At 67.1% G+C, this 18326-nt stretch carries 15 protein-coding genes and 1 CRISPR repeat array (1 of these 16 running past the window's edge); of the genes, 11 read left to right on the forward strand and 4 right to left on the reverse strand.

Translation table 11 applies throughout. From position 1 onward, the window contains the following. The first annotated feature begins 329 nt into the window (after positions 1-329). From IPP91_03080 to IPP91_03115, 8 genes are all read left to right on the forward strand, one after another. Complete coding sequence (locus IPP91_03080; GenBank protein MBL0141055.1) at positions 330-1181, forward strand: alpha/beta fold hydrolase; 852 nt, start codon at positions 330-332, stop codon at positions 1179-1181. A gap of 134 nt (positions 1182-1315) precedes the next feature. Beyond that, positions 1316-1756, forward strand: coding sequence for a GNAT family N-acetyltransferase (locus IPP91_03085; GenBank protein MBL0141056.1), 441 nt, complete (start codon positions 1316-1318; stop codon positions 1754-1756). 25 nt (positions 1757-1781) lie between these two features. Next, positions 1782-2444, forward strand: a complete 663-nt coding sequence (locus tag IPP91_03090; GenBank protein ID MBL0141057.1) for a dihydrofolate reductase family protein — start codon at positions 1782-1784, stop codon at positions 2442-2444. A 39-nt stretch (positions 2445-2483) separates the two neighbouring features. Beyond that, positions 2484-2858 (forward strand): hypothetical protein, encoded by a 375-nt coding sequence (locus IPP91_03095; protein MBL0141058.1) that lies wholly within the window; start codon positions 2484-2486, stop codon positions 2856-2858. Between the two features lie 144 nt (positions 2859-3002). Further along, a complete protein-coding gene (locus IPP91_03100) occupies positions 3003-3410 on the forward strand; it encodes a DUF2087 domain-containing protein (protein ID MBL0141059.1) in 408 nt (135 codons plus the stop codon). Between the two features lie 21 nt (positions 3411-3431). Continuing rightward, positions 3432-3989 (forward strand): DNA-3-methyladenine glycosylase I, encoded by a 558-nt coding sequence (locus IPP91_03105; GenBank protein ID MBL0141060.1) that lies wholly within the window; start codon positions 3432-3434, stop codon positions 3987-3989. Further along, positions 3986-4795, forward strand: a complete 810-nt coding sequence (locus IPP91_03110; protein MBL0141061.1) for a glutathione S-transferase family protein — start codon at positions 3986-3988, stop codon at positions 4793-4795. Before IPP91_03105 ends, IPP91_03110 begins: the two co-directional genes overlap by 4 nt. Then, positions 4678-5448 carry a methyltransferase domain-containing protein gene (locus IPP91_03115; protein MBL0141062.1) on the forward strand — a complete coding sequence of 257 codons (771 nt, stop codon included), beginning with the start codon at positions 4678-4680 and terminating at the stop codon, positions 5446-5448. The genes IPP91_03110 and IPP91_03115 overlap by 118 nt, the downstream gene beginning before the upstream one ends. Before the next feature lie 15 nt (positions 5449-5463). Here the strand turns inward: IPP91_03115 and IPP91_03120 are convergent, their stop codons facing one another. Together IPP91_03120 and IPP91_03125 are read right to left on the reverse strand one after the other, a co-directional pair. Further along, positions 5464-5979 carry a MaoC family dehydratase N-terminal domain-containing protein gene (locus tag IPP91_03120; protein MBL0141063.1) on the reverse strand — a complete coding sequence of 172 codons (516 nt, stop codon included), beginning with the start codon at positions 5977-5979 and terminating at the stop codon, positions 5464-5466. 115 nt (positions 5980-6094) lie between these two features. Next, on the reverse strand, positions 6095-7309 hold the full coding sequence (locus IPP91_03125) for an MFS transporter (GenBank protein ID MBL0141064.1): 1215 nt from the start codon (positions 7307-7309) through the stop codon (positions 6095-6097). 296 nt (positions 7310-7605) lie between these two features. Between IPP91_03125 and IPP91_03130 the strand changes: the two genes are divergently transcribed. Continuing rightward, the gene (locus IPP91_03130) at positions 7606-9603 is read left to right on the forward strand and encodes a DUF1631 family protein (GenBank protein MBL0141065.1); all 1998 of its coding nucleotides are present in this window, start codon (positions 7606-7608) and stop codon (positions 9601-9603) included. Positions 9604-10105: 502 nt separating this feature from the next. Further along, positions 10106-12412, forward strand: a complete 2307-nt coding sequence (locus IPP91_03135) for a tetratricopeptide repeat protein (protein MBL0141066.1) — start codon at positions 10106-10108, stop codon at positions 12410-12412. 18 nt (positions 12413-12430) lie between these two features. On the opposite strand, the gene IPP91_03140 is transcribed toward IPP91_03135, so the two are convergent. After that, the gene (locus tag IPP91_03140; protein ID MBL0141067.1) at positions 12431-14005 is read right to left on the reverse strand and encodes a wax ester/triacylglycerol synthase family O-acyltransferase; all 1575 of its coding nucleotides are present in this window, start codon (positions 14003-14005) and stop codon (positions 12431-12433) included. Between the two features lie 164 nt (positions 14006-14169). Here IPP91_03140 and IPP91_03145 point away from each other — a divergent pair, with 164 nt between their 5' ends. Next, the gene (locus tag IPP91_03145; protein ID MBL0141068.1) at positions 14170-15750 is read left to right on the forward strand and encodes a wax ester/triacylglycerol synthase family O-acyltransferase; all 1581 of its coding nucleotides are present in this window, start codon (positions 14170-14172) and stop codon (positions 15748-15750) included. A 965-nt stretch (positions 15751-16715) separates the two neighbouring features. On the opposite strand, the gene IPP91_03150 is transcribed toward IPP91_03145, so the two are convergent. After that, positions 16716-16877, reverse strand: coding sequence for a hypothetical protein (locus IPP91_03150; protein MBL0141069.1), 162 nt, complete (start codon positions 16875-16877; stop codon positions 16716-16718). A 196-nt stretch (positions 16878-17073) separates the two neighbouring features. Continuing rightward, positions 17074-18326: direct repeats of the CRISPR family, unit length 37 nt; unit sequence GTTTCAATCCACGCCCGGCTCGCGAGCCGGGCGATGC (it continues 5 nt past the right edge of the window).

Below are 18326 nucleotides of genomic sequence, written 5' to 3' on the forward strand. Positions count from 1 at the left end.
TCGTGCTTCGAAAGATTGAGTGCGTGACGGCGGTCTCAATCGGTCGTTGCAACACCTTCTGATTCAATCGGATATGGATGTGTTCCGTGGCATCGATTCAAGCGAGGCGGTTTTCGGATGCTCTGCGGTCGGAGCTGTGGCGGCACTGGAGTGCTGCTGGCCAGACTTTGACGATGATTGGCGAAGCTCCTGGCAAGCGCGCCTCGTCGATTCATGGCGTGGTCGCCAGTGATGGCCGCATTGCTCCAAGGTCGCGCTGCAGGCCCGCGCGGGCGCCGGGGCAGGTATCGGCGTGGCTCGGGCGCCGGTATGCTCACCCGATACCCCGCATGCGCCTGACCCTCTCCTTTCTGCTGGCAACTCTTTGCGTACCAAGCCTCTCACCCGCGGCTGTCGTGGAGGAAGTCATGGAGGTGGCCGTCAGCGTCAAGACGATCTACGGCCAGGAGGTCAATCAGCCGATCAAGGTCACCGTCTTTCGCGACACCCAGCGGGAGAAAGCGCCGTACCTGATCCTGAATCACGGCAGGCCCGCATCGCCATCCGGCTTTGCTGCGATGAAGCGGCAGCGCTACTCCGGGAACTCGCGGTATTTCGTCTCCCTGGGCTTTGTCGTCCTCGTTCCCACCCGGGCAGGGTATGGAGACTCCGGTGGGATCGATGTCGAATATTCCGGGCGTTGCGACAACAGGGATTTCGGGCCGGTCTATGCCGCGGCTGCCGATCAAACGGCTGCCGTCCTGGAGGCTGCCAAACGGCTTGCGTACGTCGACTTGTCTCGTGGCATCGTGGTGGGGCAGTCATTTGGCGGGATGACGTCGATAGCGCTATCGGCGAGGCCGCTGCCCGGACTTGCCGGCGCAGTCAATTTTGCCGGCGGCGGGGGTGGCAATCCGACCGACCGTCCCGGCAATCCCTGCAGCGCCCATCGCCTGAAAGCGCTGTACAGGGACTACGGGGCAGCCTCGAAGGTGCCGACTCTCTGGCTTTACAGCGAGAACGACCGCTATTGGGGCCCCGAGCTGCCCAGGGAATGGTTCAACGGGTTCGTGGCGGCGGGTGGAAAGGCCCGGTTCATTCAGCTCCCGCCGTACCAGGACAACGGCCACGGAATCTTCACCGGCAACCCCGGCTCATGGAAGCCCGGATTCGAGAGATTCCTTCACGAGATCGGATTCTGAACGGCCATGATGAGGCAGGTACTGGATGCCTATGTGGACGCGCATGCGCATCTTCCACCGGGTCGCTCATTCGGGACGTCCCGCAAGCGGGCCGCCCGTTAGCTCAATCGTTACGCGCCGTCATTCCCCAACCCATGCCCCCCTACGAATTGCTCACCGGCTACGAAAATATGGACGTGAATGCGATCCACGCCTTCCTGTCGAAGACGTACTGGTCGCCGGAAATCCCTGTCCAGGTCGTCGACCGGGCAGCCAGGAACTCGATGTGCTTCGGTGTCCGCCTGAACGGCGAGCAGGTCGCGTTCGCCCGTGTGGTCACCGACAAGGCAACGTTTGCCTACCTTGCTGATGTGTACGTCCTCGAGGAACACCGAGGCAAGGGCGTGTCCCGGCTGCTGCTCGACTCGGTATTCCAGCATCCCGATCTTCAGGGCCTTCGCCGGTTTCTGCTCGCCACCCGTGACGCGCACGGGCTGTACACCCGGTACGGGTTCACCCCATTGGCAAAGCCGTCACGCATGATGGAGGCGCACAATCCGGATGCCTACGCGAAGCCTGCGCCGGGCCAAACCTGACTACGCGCTCGAATCGGGGAATGTCATGTCCAGACTTCGCGTCCTGAGCTTCGCGCTTTCCCTCGACGGCTACGGTGCCGGACCGAACCAGGATCTCAGGAACCCCCTGGGGGTCGGCGGGCCCGAGTTGATGGAGTACTTCTTGCACACCCGCGCCTGGCGGAAGATGCACGGCCAGGATGATGGAGAGACAGGCGTCGACAATGAAATGGCAGAGCAGAGCTTTGCCGGTATCGGCGCCTGGATCCTGGGACGCAACATGTTCGGCCCCGTCCGCGGCCCGTGGCCGGACGAAAGCTGGAAGGGCTGGTGGGGCGACGAGCCGCCGTATCACAAGCCCGTCTTCGTGCTGACGCATCACCCGCGGGCTCCCCTCAAGATGGCGGGGGGCACGGAGTTTCGCTTCGTCACCGAAGGCATTCACGCCGCCCTGGAGCAGGCGAACGCTGCGGCGGGCGGCCTCGACGTCCGCCTCGGCGGCGGCGTTGCCACCGTTCGGCAGTATCTGCGCGCCGGCCTGGTCGACGAGGTGCATCTGGCCATGCGGCCCGTGCTGCTCGGCTCCGGGGAGCATCTCCTGAACGGAATCGACATGCGCGCGCTGGGCTACGAATGCGCGAAGTCCGTTACCGGCGAACGCGCGGCCCACGTTTTCCTGCGCAAGCACGGTGCAGCTGTCGGCCGCTGATTTCCGACGACCGAAATTCCCACTGGCCGGGACCATCCCTTGTCCGACAAGACCCTCAGATACCTCGTTGCCACGGTCATCGCGCTGCTCCTCATTCATCAGGTCGGCACGCTCATCGCAGGCGCGTTCGGGGCGGCATGGGGGGCCCTATCGGCCTTGGCGGTCATGGCGGTTTCGTTCCTTTCCGCCCGCATGGCGCGAGCGGGTGGCAAGCGCAGCTTCTGGTTCATCCTCCCGACGCTGCTCTTTACCGTGCTGCCCATTGCGTACGTGATCTGGTCCACCCTGGCCCTGGAAACGAGCTGGGTCGACCGGCTGATGGGGCTTGCGCCGTTTGCATTCGGGTTCGCCGCGCCCCTCGTCCTGCTGCTTGTCGTCTACTACGAGCTTCGCAGCAGGACCCGCTATTCCTGACGGCGCACCGCCCGCTTCGCTAGAATCCCCCCTTTACGCGAGTCCCGACGCCCCTCTCGAGCAGGAGTAGCCCATGGCAAGCCTTCGACCGATCACCCCCTGCCTCTGGTTCGACATCGCGGAGATGACGCGGGTTTTCGAGGGATGATTTCGCCCGTCATGCTTCGCGATTCCGCCCTCAAGGCGCTGAAACGAATGCTGGCCAACGGCCCCGTGACCGCGGTGCCGAAGCGCCCGGCCGACCAGGCGCTCCTCGCGGCCCTGGCCGCCTCGCGATTCGACCCTGAGGCGACCTTTCCCGAGAGCGAGGTGAACGACGGTCTCGAGGCCTGGCTCGAAACGATTTCCGTGCCTTATGGAATCGACCACGTGACGCTACGACGGCTCGTGGTCGACACGGGATTCCTCAAGCGCACGAGTTCCGGTTCGGCCTACCGAGTCAACCCGGAAAAGCTTGCGGAACTCGAGGCGATCCGGGAACTCGAGCCCGCGCAAGTGCTGGCCGGGCTTCGCGACGAGCGCCGGCGCCGCAAGCAGAAGAGCAGTGCCTGAGGAGCAATCCCGTTGACTGACATGCGCTGCCCCTGGTGCCTCGGCTCGCCCGATTACATCGCCTATCACGATCGCGAGTGGGGCCGGCCGGTGCATGACGACCGCGTGCTCTTCGAGTTCCTCATCCTGGAAGGGGCGCAGGCCGGTCTTTCCTGGTCCACCATCCTCGCCAAGCGCGCGAACTACCGGCGGCTCTTCGCGGAGTTCGACCCGGCAAAGGTGGCGCGATTCACGCCCGCGCGAGTGGAAAAGCTCCTTCTCGATCCGGGCATCGTGAGGAATCGCCTCAAGGTCGTGGGCACAGTGAAGAACGCGAAGGCCTTCCTTGCCGTGCAGAAGGAATTCGGCAGCTTCGATTCCTTCGTGCGGGGCTTCGTCGGCGGCGCTCCGATCGTGAACCGCCGCAAGTCTATGCGGGATGTGCCCGTGTCGACTCCGGTGTCCGATGCGCTTTCGAAGGACCTGAAGAAGCGCGGCTTCACGTTCGTGGGCTCCACCATCACGTATGCCTTCATGCAGGCGGTGGGCCTGGTGGACGACCATCTCGTCGCCTGCGCGTCGCACACGTCGCGCCGGTGAGCGCCTTGCGGCTGTTCGGCAATCCCTTCAGTCCCTTCGCACGCAAGGTACGCATGGTCCTGGAATTCAAGGGCCTCGCCTTCGAGTTCACCGACGGGCTGCACGAGGACAATCGCGCCGCCCTCGAGGCGGTGAACCCGCGTCGCGAGGTGCCGGTGCTGGTCGAGGGCGCCACCGTGATCGCCAATTCCGCGCACATCGTGGCCTATCTCGAGGATGCGTACCCGGAGCCCGCGGTCCTTCCCGGCGCGCCGGCCGAAAGGGCGCGGATGCGCCACTGGGAGCGCGTCGCGGACACGGTGCTCGACCCGATCGTGGTGGACGTCTCGCTCTGGAGCTGGGCGCACCGGACGGACGAGCCGCCGCCGGGGCTGCGCGAGGCAGCCGCGCGCGACCTCGCCTCGCTCTACTCGGCGCTCGAAGGAACACTCGCGGATGGCCGCGCGTTCCTGTGCGGCGCGATGTCGATTGCGGATATCGCGCTCTTCCCCAACTTGTACGCGACGCGAGCGATGCGTCTGGGGGCGGACGCCAAGCGGTTTCCGTTCACCGCGGCCTGGCTCAGGCAACTGGCGGCCCTTCCCGTCTTCGCAGCCGACCTCGACCGGCTGCGTGCATGGCTGAAGGCGCTCGATTCCAGCACGGGCTTCGAGCGCGAACGCATCTTCTGGCGCGGCGACCGGATCGAATGGCTGCTCGCGAATGGCTTCCATCGCTGGTTCCTCGAGGAAATCGAGCAGGGCCGCGTCCTGTGGCCCGGGACCTGCGCGCGCGACGCCGAGGCGCCGCCATCGCCTGCCCCGTGAGCGAACCGACGCCCCAGCCCGCCGGGGTGATCTCCTCCGGCACGCTCGACCACTACGAGAGGAACGCAGAGAGTTTTCTCGAGGGCACTCGCGACCACGACGTCACCCAGAACATCGCCGCGCTCCTGCGCCACATCGAGGGCGCCCCGCCATTCACGATCCTGGATTTCGGCTGCGGCCCCGGGCGCGACCTGGCCGCCTTCACTGCGCTGGGACACGTGGCCATCGGGCTGGACGGCGCGGCGCGCTTCGTCGAGATGGCGCGCGCCGGGACGGGATGCGAGGTCTGGCGTCAGGACTTCCTCGCGCTCGACCTGCCGCAGGCGCGATTCGACGGCGTGTTCGCCAACGCCTCCCTGTTCCATGTGCCGACCGCGGATCTTGCGCGTGTCCTGCGGCAACTGCACGCGACTCTCAAGCCTGGCGGCGTGCTGTTCAGCTCGAACCCGAGAGGCACGAACGAAGAAGGCTGGAACCGGGGTCGGTACGGCGCCTATCACGACCTGGACGCCTGGCGCGCGGCGATGACCGGCGCCGGCTTCCTCGAACTCGAGCACTACTACCGCCCGCCCGGCCTGCCTTGCGAGCAGCAGCCCTGGCTCGCCAGCGTCTGGCGTCGCCCTGTAATAATGGGGTCAGGTTCGCGAACCTGACCCCATTGTTACAACTCAGGTGACGGCGGCGGCGACAGCGGACATGGACAGCGACGGCAACGTCGCGCGCGGGCGGCGGACCTTCTCGGTGGGCGCAAGCACCTCGGCCTCGCCGGAGATGACCTTCCTGCCGTCCTGGTTGGCGCACAGGCAGTCGAAGAACACGTGCTTGTTGTCATCTACCTTGCGGGTGCAGGTCACCGAGACCGTCAGCACGTCGCCCACCTTCACGGGACGTGAGAACCGCAGCGTCTGCCCGATGTAGACCGTTCCCGGGCCGGGCAGCTCGTTGCCCAGCAGGCTGGAGATCAGCGCGCCGCCCCACAGGCCATGCGCGATCACCTCGTGAAACGGGGTCGAGGCGGCGTATTCCGGATCCAGGTGCGCGGGGTTCACGTCGCCGGACACGATGGCGAAGAGCTGGATGTCCTCCTGGCGCAGCGTGCGCCTGAGCTCGGCCCTGTCTCCGACCTGGATCTCTTCGTAGGTGCGGTTCTGGATGAAGTCGCTTCCGTCGGCAGTCCGGTCCATCGTCGTCCTCCTGGCAATCGACCCATGCTAGCGCTCCGGAGGCAGCGCCCCTTGATCTACGCCAAGTGCGCTTGGGGACAGGGTTTGCGGATGGTTCCGGCGAATCGTCCCCAACCTACCCGCGCGAGCGGGAGCCAACGTTGAGGGCCGTGACAATGGCGAGCGTTTGCAGGATGGCTACGCCCCAGAGGACCTGGGTGTAGCGCCCCGCGTCCATGAGCGGCCCGAAGAGGAGCGGCGCGCAGGCGAGCCCCGCGTCGATGCCGGAATAGACGAAGCCGTAAATGCGCCCGAAGGCAGCCTGGCCGAAGGTGCTGGTGGCCGCGCGGCGCACGAGCATGTCGCGCGACGGCCCGGAGAATCCTGCGCCGAACCCCATGATGCCCATGAGGACCACGATCCCCCAGGCAGGCGCCATGCCCGTGGCGAGCGCGATCGCGCACAACGCCGCCACGCCGAGTGCGACGGCCACGTTTCGTTCCTGCGTGTTGCTCTGCGAGGCGAAGAACCCCCCGGTGCCCGTCCCGGCCGCCGAACCCAGCAGGTAGGCGGTGAGTCCCGAGGTGGCGAGCGCGAGCGACAGGCCGTAGCTGCGCTCGAAGATCGGCGCTGCGAAGTTCTGCAGGATGCCGAACGCCATCACCGTGAAGAAGAAGAAAACGAAACACATCCACACGACCGGCACGCGCAGAAACGCGAGCCTTCCCCCGGCGGCATGCTTCGAGTCCGCGACCGCAAGTGGCGCGTCCTGCAACAGCCCGCGGTTGAACAGCAGGATCGCGAGCGCGGCGAGTCCCACGAGCGCCGCAGCCACTCCAGAAGCCCGCCATCCCCACGCGCCCGCCACGGCGATCATCAGCACAGGCGAGGCCGCCCATCCGAGGCTCCCCGAGAGACCGTGCACGGAGAACGCGTGGCCCAGCCGTGGCGTGGACACGCGCCGGTTGAGGAGCGTGTAGTCCGCAGGGTGAAAGACGCTGTTGCCCAGTCCCGCCACCATGGCCGCCACGAGCAGCATCTCGAAATTCCTGGCGGAAGCGAGCACCAGGCCCGAGGCCGAAAGCAGCGTAATCCCGCCGGCGAGCACCCGCAGCGCCCCGAAGCGATCCACCACGAACCCCGCAAGGGACTGCCCCACGCCGGAGACCACGAAGAACACCGTCATCGCCAGGCCGACCTTCGTGAACGAAAGCCCGAACTCCGCCATGAGCCAGGGGAACAGCGGCGGGATCATGAAGTGGAAGAAATGCGACGTGCTGTGGACGAACCCCACGAGCGAAATCACCGTCGCGTCTTGGCGAAAACTGGTTGCAGGCAAGGCAGCGGACATGACAGGGTCGGGAACGCCGGGGAAGTGACGAATTCTATCCGGTTTGGCCGGACCTTTCTCCCGCCGGTTCCGTTGACCCCAGTCAAAAGCGTTCCCTCCCGGAGGGCTAGGGTAAGGGGGCAACCCCGGAGGTGCCACCATGAACTCGCGCGTCAAGCCGTCGGCTGAAAAGGTCGAGGCGTGCATTGCGCGTGTCCTCCAGGCCGAGCGCGATGCGGCTGGGGCACTGACCCCGGTTGTAGCCGAGCTTGCGCCGGTGGCCTACACTTCGCGGGCACAACCAAGCGATGTGTCCCATGCCCCCTGCGCCCGCCGATCCGGCATTGCTCAGTGCAACCCGTGATTGCCTCGCGGGCCAGTTTGCGCTCGCGATCGACGAGGATGGGGCTGCCGTAGTGGCGGTGCTCCAGCACCAGCTGGACCACTCCAAGGATCGCGAGAAGTTGCGCCCGCTTCACGACGGGATCGAGGCTCTGCGCGCACTGAAGCCGCACTTTCGCGACAAGCTCGATGCCGCGGTCCGCAAGCGCATCGACGCGAAGCTTTCCCCCGAGCCCGACCTGTTTTCGAAAACGGCGCGTTTCACCGCCTCCGCCCTGACCCTCGTCACCGAGGATGAGGTGCAGGAGGAGATCGCCGTGGGCAATACCTCGCGCCGCCTGCGCGAGGCGACGGGTGACGAGCTCTACGCCCTCAACACGCGCCTTGCCGTCGTGATGGGCGTCGAAACGGTGGACGACGAGCGCAGCCCGGTGAATCCTCGCGTGTTCGCCCGCGCCCTTCTCGACGTGCTCGCCGAGATGGCCCCGGACACCGTGTCGCGGCTCGCAACGTTCGCGGCCCACGACTCGACCCTGTTGCAGGCAGTGGCGACTGCCTATCGGGACACCAATGCGATGCTCGCCTCGCAGGGCGTGCTGCCGGATTTCCGGCGCAGCTACGGCGCTCCGCAACAGGTTCCCGGCGTGCACGCCGTCTCGCATTCGGGCACACCCGATACGGCCGACCCCGCCGCCATCGCCCGTCCTGCCGTGCCCCGGGCGCGGCCCGCGGCGCCCCCTGCACCCGTACCTCTTGCCGCCCCGGCGGCGCCTCCGCCCACCTCAAACCTGTTCGACCGGCTGCTGGCCAGCGCCTCCGCCCCGGAATCGCTGGTGACCGACCTCGTGGCCGCGGTTTTCGGCCGCCTCGTCGCCGATCCGCACCTCTCGAATGCCGCGAAGACGCAACTCGTGCGACTGCAGCCCCTGGTGCGCCGGTCCGCTCTCGCGGACCGGCGCTTCTTCACCGACCCGGGCCACCCCGTTCGCGGCCTCATCGACGCCATGGCCGAACTGGGCACCGCGGACGCCTCGCGCCATCACGTCGAGGGCCGGCTTCCGGAAGAATGGCTGGCCGAGGAGACGCAGGCGCTTCTCGCCAGCGATCGGCACGATCCCGCCACGTTCGCCGCGGCCCGCGACCGGCTCGCCGCGCTCGCACAGCGCCACGACGATGTCCTCGCCGAGAGCGACGCCGTGGTGAGATCGGTGCGCCGGGAGGAGGAGGAACGCGCGGCGATCAGGGACTCCGCGCTCGAACTCGCGCACCGCATCTCCGCCGCCGAAATCACGGAGGTGTCCGCGCAGTTCGTCTACCCGATGTGGCGCCCGGTGCTGGTCCAGGCCCACCGCTCCACCGGACTCGGCAGCACGAGATGGAATGCCGATCTCCAGACACTGGACGACCTCCTGTGGACCCTCACGCCGCGGGGCACGGCGGACGAACGCAAGCGCCTCGATGAGCTGGTGCCTTCCGTGCGCGACCGCGTCTGGCAAGGCCTCATCCGCGCGCACCTTCCCCCGACCCAGATCGAGCTGCGGCTGGCGGAAATGGACCACCTGCACGCGCAGATCCGCCACTCGCCCGCTGCGGTAGCGAACGCGATCACGACGACCGCTGGGCTGGGCCAGGGCATCACCGACGAGGTCACGGCCACGCTCCACATCTCCAACCCGGAAATCCTCGACGAGGGCCTCGCGCGCGGCGCGTGGTTCGAGTTCACCCTCGACGACGGAACGCACCTGCGGGCGCGGCTCAACTGGCTGAGCCCCGTGCAGGGCGCATGCGTATTCAAGGACCCGGCGCTCAACCGGTCCTTCGCGATCTCGCTGGCGGACTTCCGCGCCCAGCGCGATGCCGCTCGTGTGCGCGCCGTGGACGGCCCGGGCGTGGCCCTCTCGTGCATCGAAGGGGCCCTCTCGGACCGTGCCCGCGAATTCGGGGTCGACCCCGGTCCCGCGCACTCTGCTTGATCCCGGTCAAAGTCGCGCCGGATTCCTCTCCTAGACTTGCGTGCATGGCGTGAGGATCGCGCCAGTGGCGCTCGAATTGGAACCCGCGCGCAGTCTTCCCCGCCGTTCCCCCAGGTACGGCGATTTCAACCGGCAGTGCCGCCAGGCATTTGCCGGTTTTTCTTTTTCTCGCGGCCCGGATACGCTGCCACTATCGTTGAGATGACGGCGATTGACCGGGCGACCGCGGCCTGGATCCCTTGAGGCAATTCGTGCGGCGAGGCGCTGGCGACGGGTTGGCGCTGGAGCTGACCGCCAACGTAACCAAGTACCATGGCGCCAACGACTGTACTGACCGCGACGCATCCCTGCGTCGGCTGATGGGGCTTGAGTGAGCAATAGGAATCGAGAAACGCCGCCTCATCCGGGCGGATCCCAGGCAACGGGGCAACTATCCGCATCGGCTGCGGCTCCCGGGAGCGCACACCTTCGCATTCCGCCACTCATCTGGCGCGTCTGGGGAGTGGCCGCGCTGATCCTGGTGGGAGCCATCGGCACAGTCCTGTATCGCGCAGGCGCGCCCTCTCGCGGTGCGGACAGGGACTCCGCTTCGGCACCGCCATCGGCCCCGGCCACCTATCTGGGCGCCAGCAACTGCACCCAATGCCACGCGAAGGAATTCTCGGCCTGGCAGGGGTCCCAGCACGATCGCGCGATGCAGCCTGCGACCGACGCGACGATGGCCGGCGACTTCGCGAACGCGAAGTTCACTTACGCCGGCGTCACGTCCACGTTCTTCAGGCGCGACGGGAAGTTCTTCGTCAACACCGACGGCGCGGACGGCAAACTGGCCGACTTCCGCATTTCGTACACCTTTGGCGTGGAGCCGCTGCAGCAGTACCTGGTCGATTTTCCCGACGGGCGCAAGCAGGCGCTGGGCATCGCCTGGGATGCCCGTCCCAAGGCGGCTGGCGGCCAGCGCTGGTTCCACCTTTATCCGGGCCAGAAGGTCAAGGCGGGCGAGCGCCTGCATTGGACCGGCATCGACCAGAACTGGAACTACCAGTGCGCCGATTGCCACTCGACGAACCTGCGCAAGAACTTCGACGAGAAGTCGAACACGTTCAGAACCACCTGGACCGACATCAACGTGAACTGCGAGGCGTGCCACGGCCCGGGCTCGAACCATGTGGCGTGGGCCAGGAAGGAAAGCGACTGGAAGCGATTCGATGCCGGCAAGGGACTCACGGTGGCCCTCGACGAACGACGCGGCATGGGGTGGATCCCGGACGCCGCCACGGGCAGCGCCAAGCGCACGCGACCGCGCGATTCAGCGCGCGAAATCGAGGTCTGCGCGCGCTGCCACTCCCGTCGCGGCCAGTTCACCGACGCACACATGGCCGGCCAGCCCCTGACGGACGCCTTCCGCCCCGCCCTCCTCGAGTCCGGCCTCTACCATGCCGACGGGCAGATGCAGGACGAGGTGTACAACTACGCCTCGTTCCTGCAGAGCAAGATGAATGCGCAGGGCGTCACCTGCTCCGATTGCCACGATCCGCACAGCCAGAAGCTGCGGGCCCCGGGCAATGGCGTCTGCTCGCAGTGCCACGCAACCGCAAAGTTCGATTCCGCCGCGCATCACCATCACCTGCCCGGATCGAAAGGTGCCGAATGCGCGGCGTGCCACATGCCGACCACGACCTACATGGGGGTCGACCCGCGCCACGACCACTCGATGCGCATTCCCCGTCCCGACCTGTCGCCGAAGGTCGGAACGCCGAACGCCTGCAACGGCTGCCACAAGGACAGGAAGCCGGCCTGGGCAGCCGCGGAAATGGCGAAATGGTTTCCGGACCGCAAGCCCGGATTCCAGGACTTCGCCGAGGCGTTTGCCGGCGCCGATCGCGGCGAGCCCGCGGCCATCGCCCGGCTGATCACCATCGCCGCCAATCGCGCCGAGCCCGCGATCGTGCGCGCGAGCGCGATTTCGCGGCTGGGCCGGCATCCCGGGCCGGCGGCGCTTCCCGCCCTGCGGGGCGCTCTCGACGATCCGGACGCCATGGTCCGAGCGGCCGCCGTATCCGCCCTCGGTGGCGCCGATGAAGCGACGCGCGCGAGCGTTCTCGCCCGCATGCTCGACGACCCCGTGCGCCTGGTGCGCATGGAAGCGGCGCGCGAGCTGGCCGGGACCTCCGTGGAAAAGGCAAGACTGGAGAGCGCCACCGCCGAGTTCGTCGCCGAGCAGACCTTCAACGCCGATCGCCCGGAGTCGCACCTGGCGCTCGGCAATCTCGCCGCGGCGCGCGGGGATTTCGACGGCGCACTCGCTGGCTACCGCAAGGCGCTTGCAGTGGATCCCGGCTTCATCGAGGCGGCGATCAATCTCGCCGATCTCTACCGCGCACGGGGCGACGAGAAGCTCGCGGAAGAGACGCTGCGCGCGGCCCTCAGGCGCGATCCCGCATCGGCCGGCGCCCATCACGCGCTCGGGCTGGTCCTCGTGCGGCAGAAGCGCATGCCCGAAGCGATCACCGAGCTGTCCCGCGCCACGACCCTTGCGCCGGCCGATGCGCGCTTTGCCTATGTTTACGGGGTGGCGCTATTCGAAGGCGGCCGGAAGGCGGACGCCTTGCGGACCCTGGATGCGGCGCTGGCGCGCCATCCGTACGACCGCGACATCCTGTTCGCGGCGGCGTCCTATCGCGCGGGGACTGGCGACAAGGCCGGTGCGCTCCCGTATGCGCGCCGCCTGCAGGCGGTCGATGCCGACAACCCGCAGGTCAGGCAGTTCGTGCGCACGCTGGAAGGCGGCAATCCGGCCGCGCAGTAGGCGGCCGGTTCCCTCGTGTCACGCGAGCGATGCGCCTCGACGGGGTTTCGCGGCGGCAACGCGCTTGCGCCGGCGAGGCGCTGGCCGGGGCGGCGTCCCCGGCGTTCGTGCTGCCGTCTTGCGCGTCGACTTGCGTGCAGTGCCGCGCGCAGCCGTGCCCCGGACCCGCTTGGCGGACTTGCCGCCGCCGCCAACCGCCGCCTCCAACTCCTGAAGGGCCTTTTCCGCGTACACGGCCAGCCGCTGCAGGTGCGGCACCGAGGCATGGCAACCGGTGAACCCGAAGTTCATCGTGCCCGCATAGCTCTGGCAGGTGATGTTGAGCGCCTGGCCGTGCGTGACGATGGACGCCGGGTAGATGGCCAGCAGTTCGGCTCCCCGGAAGTACAACGGCTTGTCGGGGCCGGGCACATTGGAGATGGTGATGTTGAACATCGGCCGGATGCGCCCCCCGGTGCCGGTGAGCATCGTGAGGACCGTGGGCGCCATCAGCACCATCGTGTACTGGGTCATGGCCTGCCTGGGCAGGCTCTGCACATGTTCCTTGGCATGGCGCACCGAGGCCTTGATGGCCTCCAGGCGCTCGGCCGGATCGGAGATGTCGGTGCCGAGCCTGGCCACGATGAAGCTGATCGCGTTGCCGGCGCCCTCGTCGTCCTTCAGGCGTACCGATACCGGAATTCCGGCCGTGAGCGTCTTCTCGGGCAGCGCATGGCGCTGCCGCAGGAAGCGACGCAGGGCGCCCGAGCACAGCCCCAGCACCACGTCATTGAGCGTGCAGTCGGCAGCCGCGGCGACGGCACGCAGGCGCTCCATCGGGAATTGCTGCGTGGCAAAGCGGCGCTTCTCGCGCACGCGGCCATTGAGCACGGAGCGCGGGGAGTCGAAAGGAACGGCCAGGCCGTCCTCGCTCTGCCCCACGCGCCTGAAGATCTTGCCGAAGGCCAGTGCCAGTTGCGGCACGGTGCGCGCCTGCCCGCGCAGGGCCTCGACGGCCGCCCCGATCGCGTTGGCAAAGCTCGGTGCGGCTTCCGGGCGCGCGCCCTTCGTGGCGCCGTCCGCGGCCGGGGCGCCCGAGGCCCAGAACGGCGGCATCTTCAGGCTCTTCGCGCGATCCGCGGACATCCCGCGCTGCAGCAGCTTCATGCCGCTCACCCCGTCGATCAGCGAGTGGTGCATCTTGATGAACAGGGCGAAGCGCCTGCCAGCCAGCCCTTCGATGATCGTGCATTCCCAGGGCGGGCGGGTCAGGTCGATGGGCGTGCTTTGCAGGCGGCCGACCAGTTCACCCAGTTCGCGTTCGCCGCCGGGCCAGGGGAGCGCGGAATGCCTGACGTGGTATTCCAGGTCGATATCGTCGTCCTCGACCCACACCGGCATCGGGTTCATGTTGAATGCGTGCTTCAGTCGCCGGTTCCACGGCGACACGAAGGTCTTGTGATTGCGGAAATCCCGCATCATCCGCTGCAGGACATCCTTCGGCGCGTTGTCGGGCAACCGGAACTGAAGCAAGCCGCCGACATGGTTGGGCGCGGCACGCGATTCCGTGATGATCCACGAGGCATCGAGGGGATTGAGACGGGCTTCGCTCATCGTTCATCCTTCATGGCTGCAGGCGGCACGAGGCCGCTTTCGAATCCGGGCGGACCCGGGTGACCCGATCGAAGTCTACAGGGCGCGCGACGGTGCCGCCTTGTGCCGGCCGGCAAGCCGCCCTCGCGCTTGGCCGATCCCATCTGTGGCATGATCGGTTCATCATGCGCCGGCTCAGCGAAAACGACGCGCTCTTCCTCGCCTCCGAGAGCGCCCATGGCAGTTCGAACGTGAGCCTCATCCAGATCTACGACCCATCGACCGCTCCCGAAGGCCGGATGCGGTTCAAGGGCATCCTCTCGCTCGTCGAGAGCCGGCTGCACCTCTCCCCGATCTTCCGCCAGAAGCTGCGCCGGGTGCCCTTCGGACTGGACGAGCCGTACTGGATCGAGGACGAGAACTTCGACCTCGAGTACCACGTGCGCAACATCGCCCTGCCGAAGCCGGGCGACTGGCGCCAGTTCTGCATCCAGGCCTCGCGCATCCATGCGCGCCCGCTCGATCCGAACCGCCCGCTCTGGGAGCTCTACGTCATCGAGGGCCTCGACAGCCTGCTCGACCTGCCGAAGGACAGCTTCGCGCTGCTCACCAAACTGCACCATGCGGCGATCGACGTCGAGCGGGGCACCGAGATCATCACGCTGCTGCACGACACGACGCCGCATCCGCCGAAACCCGAGCCGCCCGAACCGTGGTTCCCCGAGTCGCCCCCGGGCGGTCTCGAACTCGTGTGCCGAAGCGTCCTGCACTCGGCCGCCTCCCCCTTGCGGCTCGCCCGGCCCCTCTGGAGCGCCGTCACGCGCGTGGGCGATGCGGCGCGTTCCTTCGCCACCGACCTGCTGCAGCGCCAGGAGCCGATCACGTCGACGCGGTTCAACACGGTCGTGTCGCCCTACCGGGTATTCGAGACGAGGCGCTTCCAGCTCGACGATTTCCGGGAGATCTGCCGGCTGCTGCCACGCGCGAAAGTGAACGACGCGGTGCTCGCGGTCTGCGCCGGCGGCTTGCGAAGGTACCTGGAAGCCAACGAGGAACTGCCGAAAGCGGACCTCTCGGCGCTTACGCCGATCTACGTGCGCAACCCCGCCGCAGGGCCCGGCGCCAGGCCGGTCGTGGAGTGGGTGCCCATCATGCTCGGCGTGGACATTGCGGATCCGGTCAAGCGCCTCGCCTTCATCAAGGCGCAGACAGCCTCGTCGGAAACCATTTCCCGTGCGATCGGGGCCCGCGAACTCACGGACATCGGCACGTACGCTCCGGCCGCCACGCTCGCGCTGACCGGCAAGCTGCTGGGGAGTGCGCTCCTAGGCGCGGGTCGAAGCGCCCCGCTGGCAAACTGCGCCATCGCCAACGTGCCGGGGCCTTCCGTGCCGCTCTACCTCAACGGCGCGCGCATGACGTACTTCTCCGCGATCATGCCGATCAACGATGGCCTCGGCCTCGTCTTCGCGGTGACGAGCTACGACGGAAAGATCATCGTGTCGCCCACGTCCTGCCGCGAGCAGATGCCCGACCCGGAGGCTTTCGCGCAGTGCGTGCGCGACTGTTTCCAGGAATACCTGGGGCTGGCGCGCGCGCGCCAGGCGTCCGCGAAGACGCCGGCGCAGCGTCGCCCTCCGGAGGCGCGAACCGGTAGGTCAGCAAGCGGTAAAGTCGCCCGATCACGCCCGTCGGCGCGAAAGGCCGCCACTGTCCTTCGGGCGGCGCGAGGCGGTCCGCGAGGATCCAGAGCACGATCGGGTTGAACCCCAGCCCGAGGTGGCTGCCCGGCACGCGGATGTTTTCGTGCAAGGCCCGATTGCCGTCGATCGTCGCTTCCTGCGGCGGCACGACGCCATCCGTCAGGGAATAGATGCAGGAGATCGGCACCGGCAGCGCCTTGGGCAGGCGCAAATTCTTGGCCCGCAGGTGCGAGACGTGCGCCGCGGTCCCCATCGGGTGCGAGATCAGGCGGTAGAGCGCCTTCACGAGCGACGGCGACTGGCTTCCCGCGGGATCGAAGGTCACGGGACTGCCCAGGGTGACCACCGATCGCACGCACTCCGGCGCCTCGTGCGCGCCGTACATGGCGAACATGCCGCCCAGGCTCCATCCCACGAGGCTCACCCGCCGGCCGCTCTTGTGGTGCATGTAGCGGATCTTCTGCTCGAGGGCGCTGGCATGCCGGTTGCTGAAGCCCACGTTGCGCCCGAAGCCCCAGGTCTGGACCTCGTAGCCGCGGTACTCCAGGAAGAGCCTGAGCGCGACCAGCGTCACCTCGTCCGCCATGAATCCCGGCAGCAGCAGCACCGGGTGGCCATCGCCTCGCGGCGCACGTGCGAGGAAGGGCAGGTTCCAGGGTAGCGCCGCCATCTCCAGCAAGGCTCGCGGCTCGATGAGCTGGTGGAACAGCCGGGGCTTGCCGACGTGGGTATGTCTCTTGGTCATGTTCCTCAAGGCCTGGGCGGCGACCTCCTCGGGAGGGCCTTGCACACTCTAGCGCATCGGCGATCCCCCCGCCTTGCCACCCGCCCCGCGCAGACCTACCTGGGCAAGCCCCACTCTCTTACGGAAATTGGACGTCGATGACATTCCATTCGAGGTTCAGTCCACGCCCGGCAATTTGGTGAACCTCCGACCCAGCACCAGAGTTTCAATCCACGCCGGGCTCGCGAGCCGGGCGATGCTTGAGCTTGAACAGATGAGCAAATTGCATCCCCTAGTCCTCGCTTTAAGAGCCAGCCGAATCCTCCAATGGCTTTTCGGACTCCCGTTGCTCCTTGGGAAATCCGATCACGAAGCCACTGCCATGTCCCTTGGGCGCTGGGATTTCTTTCACCCACTCGTCCGATGCTTCGTTGATATTCGTTTCTTGCGTTTTCTCGCCGCTCATTGTCCGACCCTTCCTCGATGTGATTGCCGATGAACTCGGCTGTGCCCTTGTAGAGGGCTACTATCGATCGATATTTCGTTTCGATCCACGCCCGGCTCCCAAGCCGGGCGATGCGCGAATGCCGCGTTACAATATTGTAAGACATGACGTTTCAGTCCACGCCCGGCTCATCCAAATCTTGCGGCCTGGTCCAGTTGTTTCAATCCACGCCCGGCTCGCGAGCCGGGCGATGCCCAACGGAAGGGCCGGGATCATCGTCGGGTTCGAGTTTCAATCCACGCCCGGCTCGCGAGCCGGGCGATGCGCGTCGGACTGGCGCGCGGCGACTGCTGTGGAGCCGTTTCAATCCACGCCCGGCTCGCGAGCCGGGCGATGCCTCCCCGACCTGTTTATGTCCATTCCAGAGTCGGAGTTTCAATCCACGCCCGGCTCGCGAGCCGGGCGATGCCAATGGTTGGGGGCGCTACCGGGCCGGAGGTATTGTTTCAATCCACGCCCGGCTCGCGAGCCGGGCGATGCCGGTCAGCTCTTGGGTGGCCTCGTCTACAAAACAGTTTCAATCCACGCCCGGCTCGCGAGCCGGGCGATGCCGGCAAGCGTGTGGATCAGGCACATGAGTAGGTCGTTTCAATCCACGCCCGGCTCGCGAGCCGGGCGATGCCTCGGCAATGGCTGCGGCGAGCAGGAGGCGCATGGTGTTTCAATCCACGCCCGGCTCGCGAGCCGGGCGATGCCGTCGGCCAGCTCGTTCAAGCCACGGTCCTGCCAGTTTCAATCCACGCCCGGCTCGCGAGCCGGGCGATGCGATCCGGTCCCAGTCAGGAGAACCAGCTTGTCGTTGTTTCAATCCACGCCCGGCTCGCGAGCCGGGCGATGCGTGCTGCGGGGTGATCGCGGCCATCGGCACCTCGTCGTTTCAATCCACGCCCGGCTCGCGAGCCGGGCGATGCAACGCGGGCGGAAAGGTGGCGAAGTGGGCTTCCTTGTTTCAATCCACGCCCGGCTCGCGAGCCGGGCGATGCCCAATGGCGCTACACCGGAGTGATTGCGGACAAGGGTTTCAATCCACGCCCGGCTCGCGAGCCGGGCGATGCCTTGAGCGCGCCGGCCGTGAGGCTCCAGGCGCTCGTGTTTCAATCCACGCCCGGCTCGCGAGCCGGGCGATGCGGGCATGGCGCGCCGTTAACCGCGTCGTTTTTTGGGTTTCAATCCACGCCCGGCTCGCGAGCCGGGCGATGCCACGTCCGGCCTCGTCGGCAATCCCTCCGCCCATGGTTTCAATCCACGCCCGGCTCGCGAGCCGGGCGATGCCAGCCGAAGAAGAAGGCAACCGCATGAACGCCCGAGTTTCAATCCACGCCCGGCTCGCGAGCCGGGCGATGCGCTTTCTCCCGCCCGCCTTGCCATTGACTATCATGTTTCAATCCACGCCCGGCTCGCGAGCCGGGC

It is taken from the genome of Betaproteobacteria bacterium, assembly GCA_016720855.1.
GTDB lineage: Bacteria > Pseudomonadota > Gammaproteobacteria > Burkholderiales > Usitatibacteraceae > FEB-7.

Coding starts and splice junctions, on each gene's coding strand:
- IPP91_03080 (MBL0141055.1), top strand. CDS start 330: ATGCGCCTGACCCTCTCCTTTCTGCTGGCAACTCTTTGCGTACCAAGC.
- IPP91_03085 (MBL0141056.1), top strand. CDS start 1,316: ATGCCCCCCTACGAATTGCTCACCGGCTACGAAAATATGGACGTGAAT.
- IPP91_03090 (MBL0141057.1), top strand. CDS start 1,782: ATGTCCAGACTTCGCGTCCTGAGCTTCGCGCTTTCCCTCGACGGCTAC.
- IPP91_03100 (MBL0141059.1), top strand. CDS start 3,003: ATGATTTCGCCCGTCATGCTTCGCGATTCCGCCCTCAAGGCGCTGAAA.
- IPP91_03105 (MBL0141060.1), top strand. CDS start 3,432: ATGCGCTGCCCCTGGTGCCTCGGCTCGCCCGATTACATCGCCTATCAC.
- IPP91_03115 (MBL0141062.1), top strand. CDS start 4,678: ATGGCTGCTCGCGAATGGCTTCCATCGCTGGTTCCTCGAGGAAATCGA.
- IPP91_03120 (MBL0141063.1), bottom strand. CDS start 5,979: ATGGACCGGACTGCCGACGGAAGCGACTTCATCCAGAACCGCACCTAC.
- IPP91_03125 (MBL0141064.1), bottom strand. CDS start 7,309: ATGTCCGCTGCCTTGCCTGCAACCAGTTTTCGCCAAGACGCGACGGTG.
- IPP91_03130 (MBL0141065.1), top strand. CDS start 7,606: ATGCCCCCTGCGCCCGCCGATCCGGCATTGCTCAGTGCAACCCGTGAT.
- IPP91_03140 (MBL0141067.1), bottom strand. CDS start 14,005: ATGAGCGAAGCCCGTCTCAATCCCCTCGATGCCTCGTGGATCATCACG.
- IPP91_03145 (MBL0141068.1), top strand. CDS start 14,170: ATGCGCCGGCTCAGCGAAAACGACGCGCTCTTCCTCGCCTCCGAGAGC.
- IPP91_03150 (MBL0141069.1), bottom strand. CDS start 16,877: ATGAGCGGCGAGAAAACGCAAGAAACGAATATCAACGAAGCATCGGAC.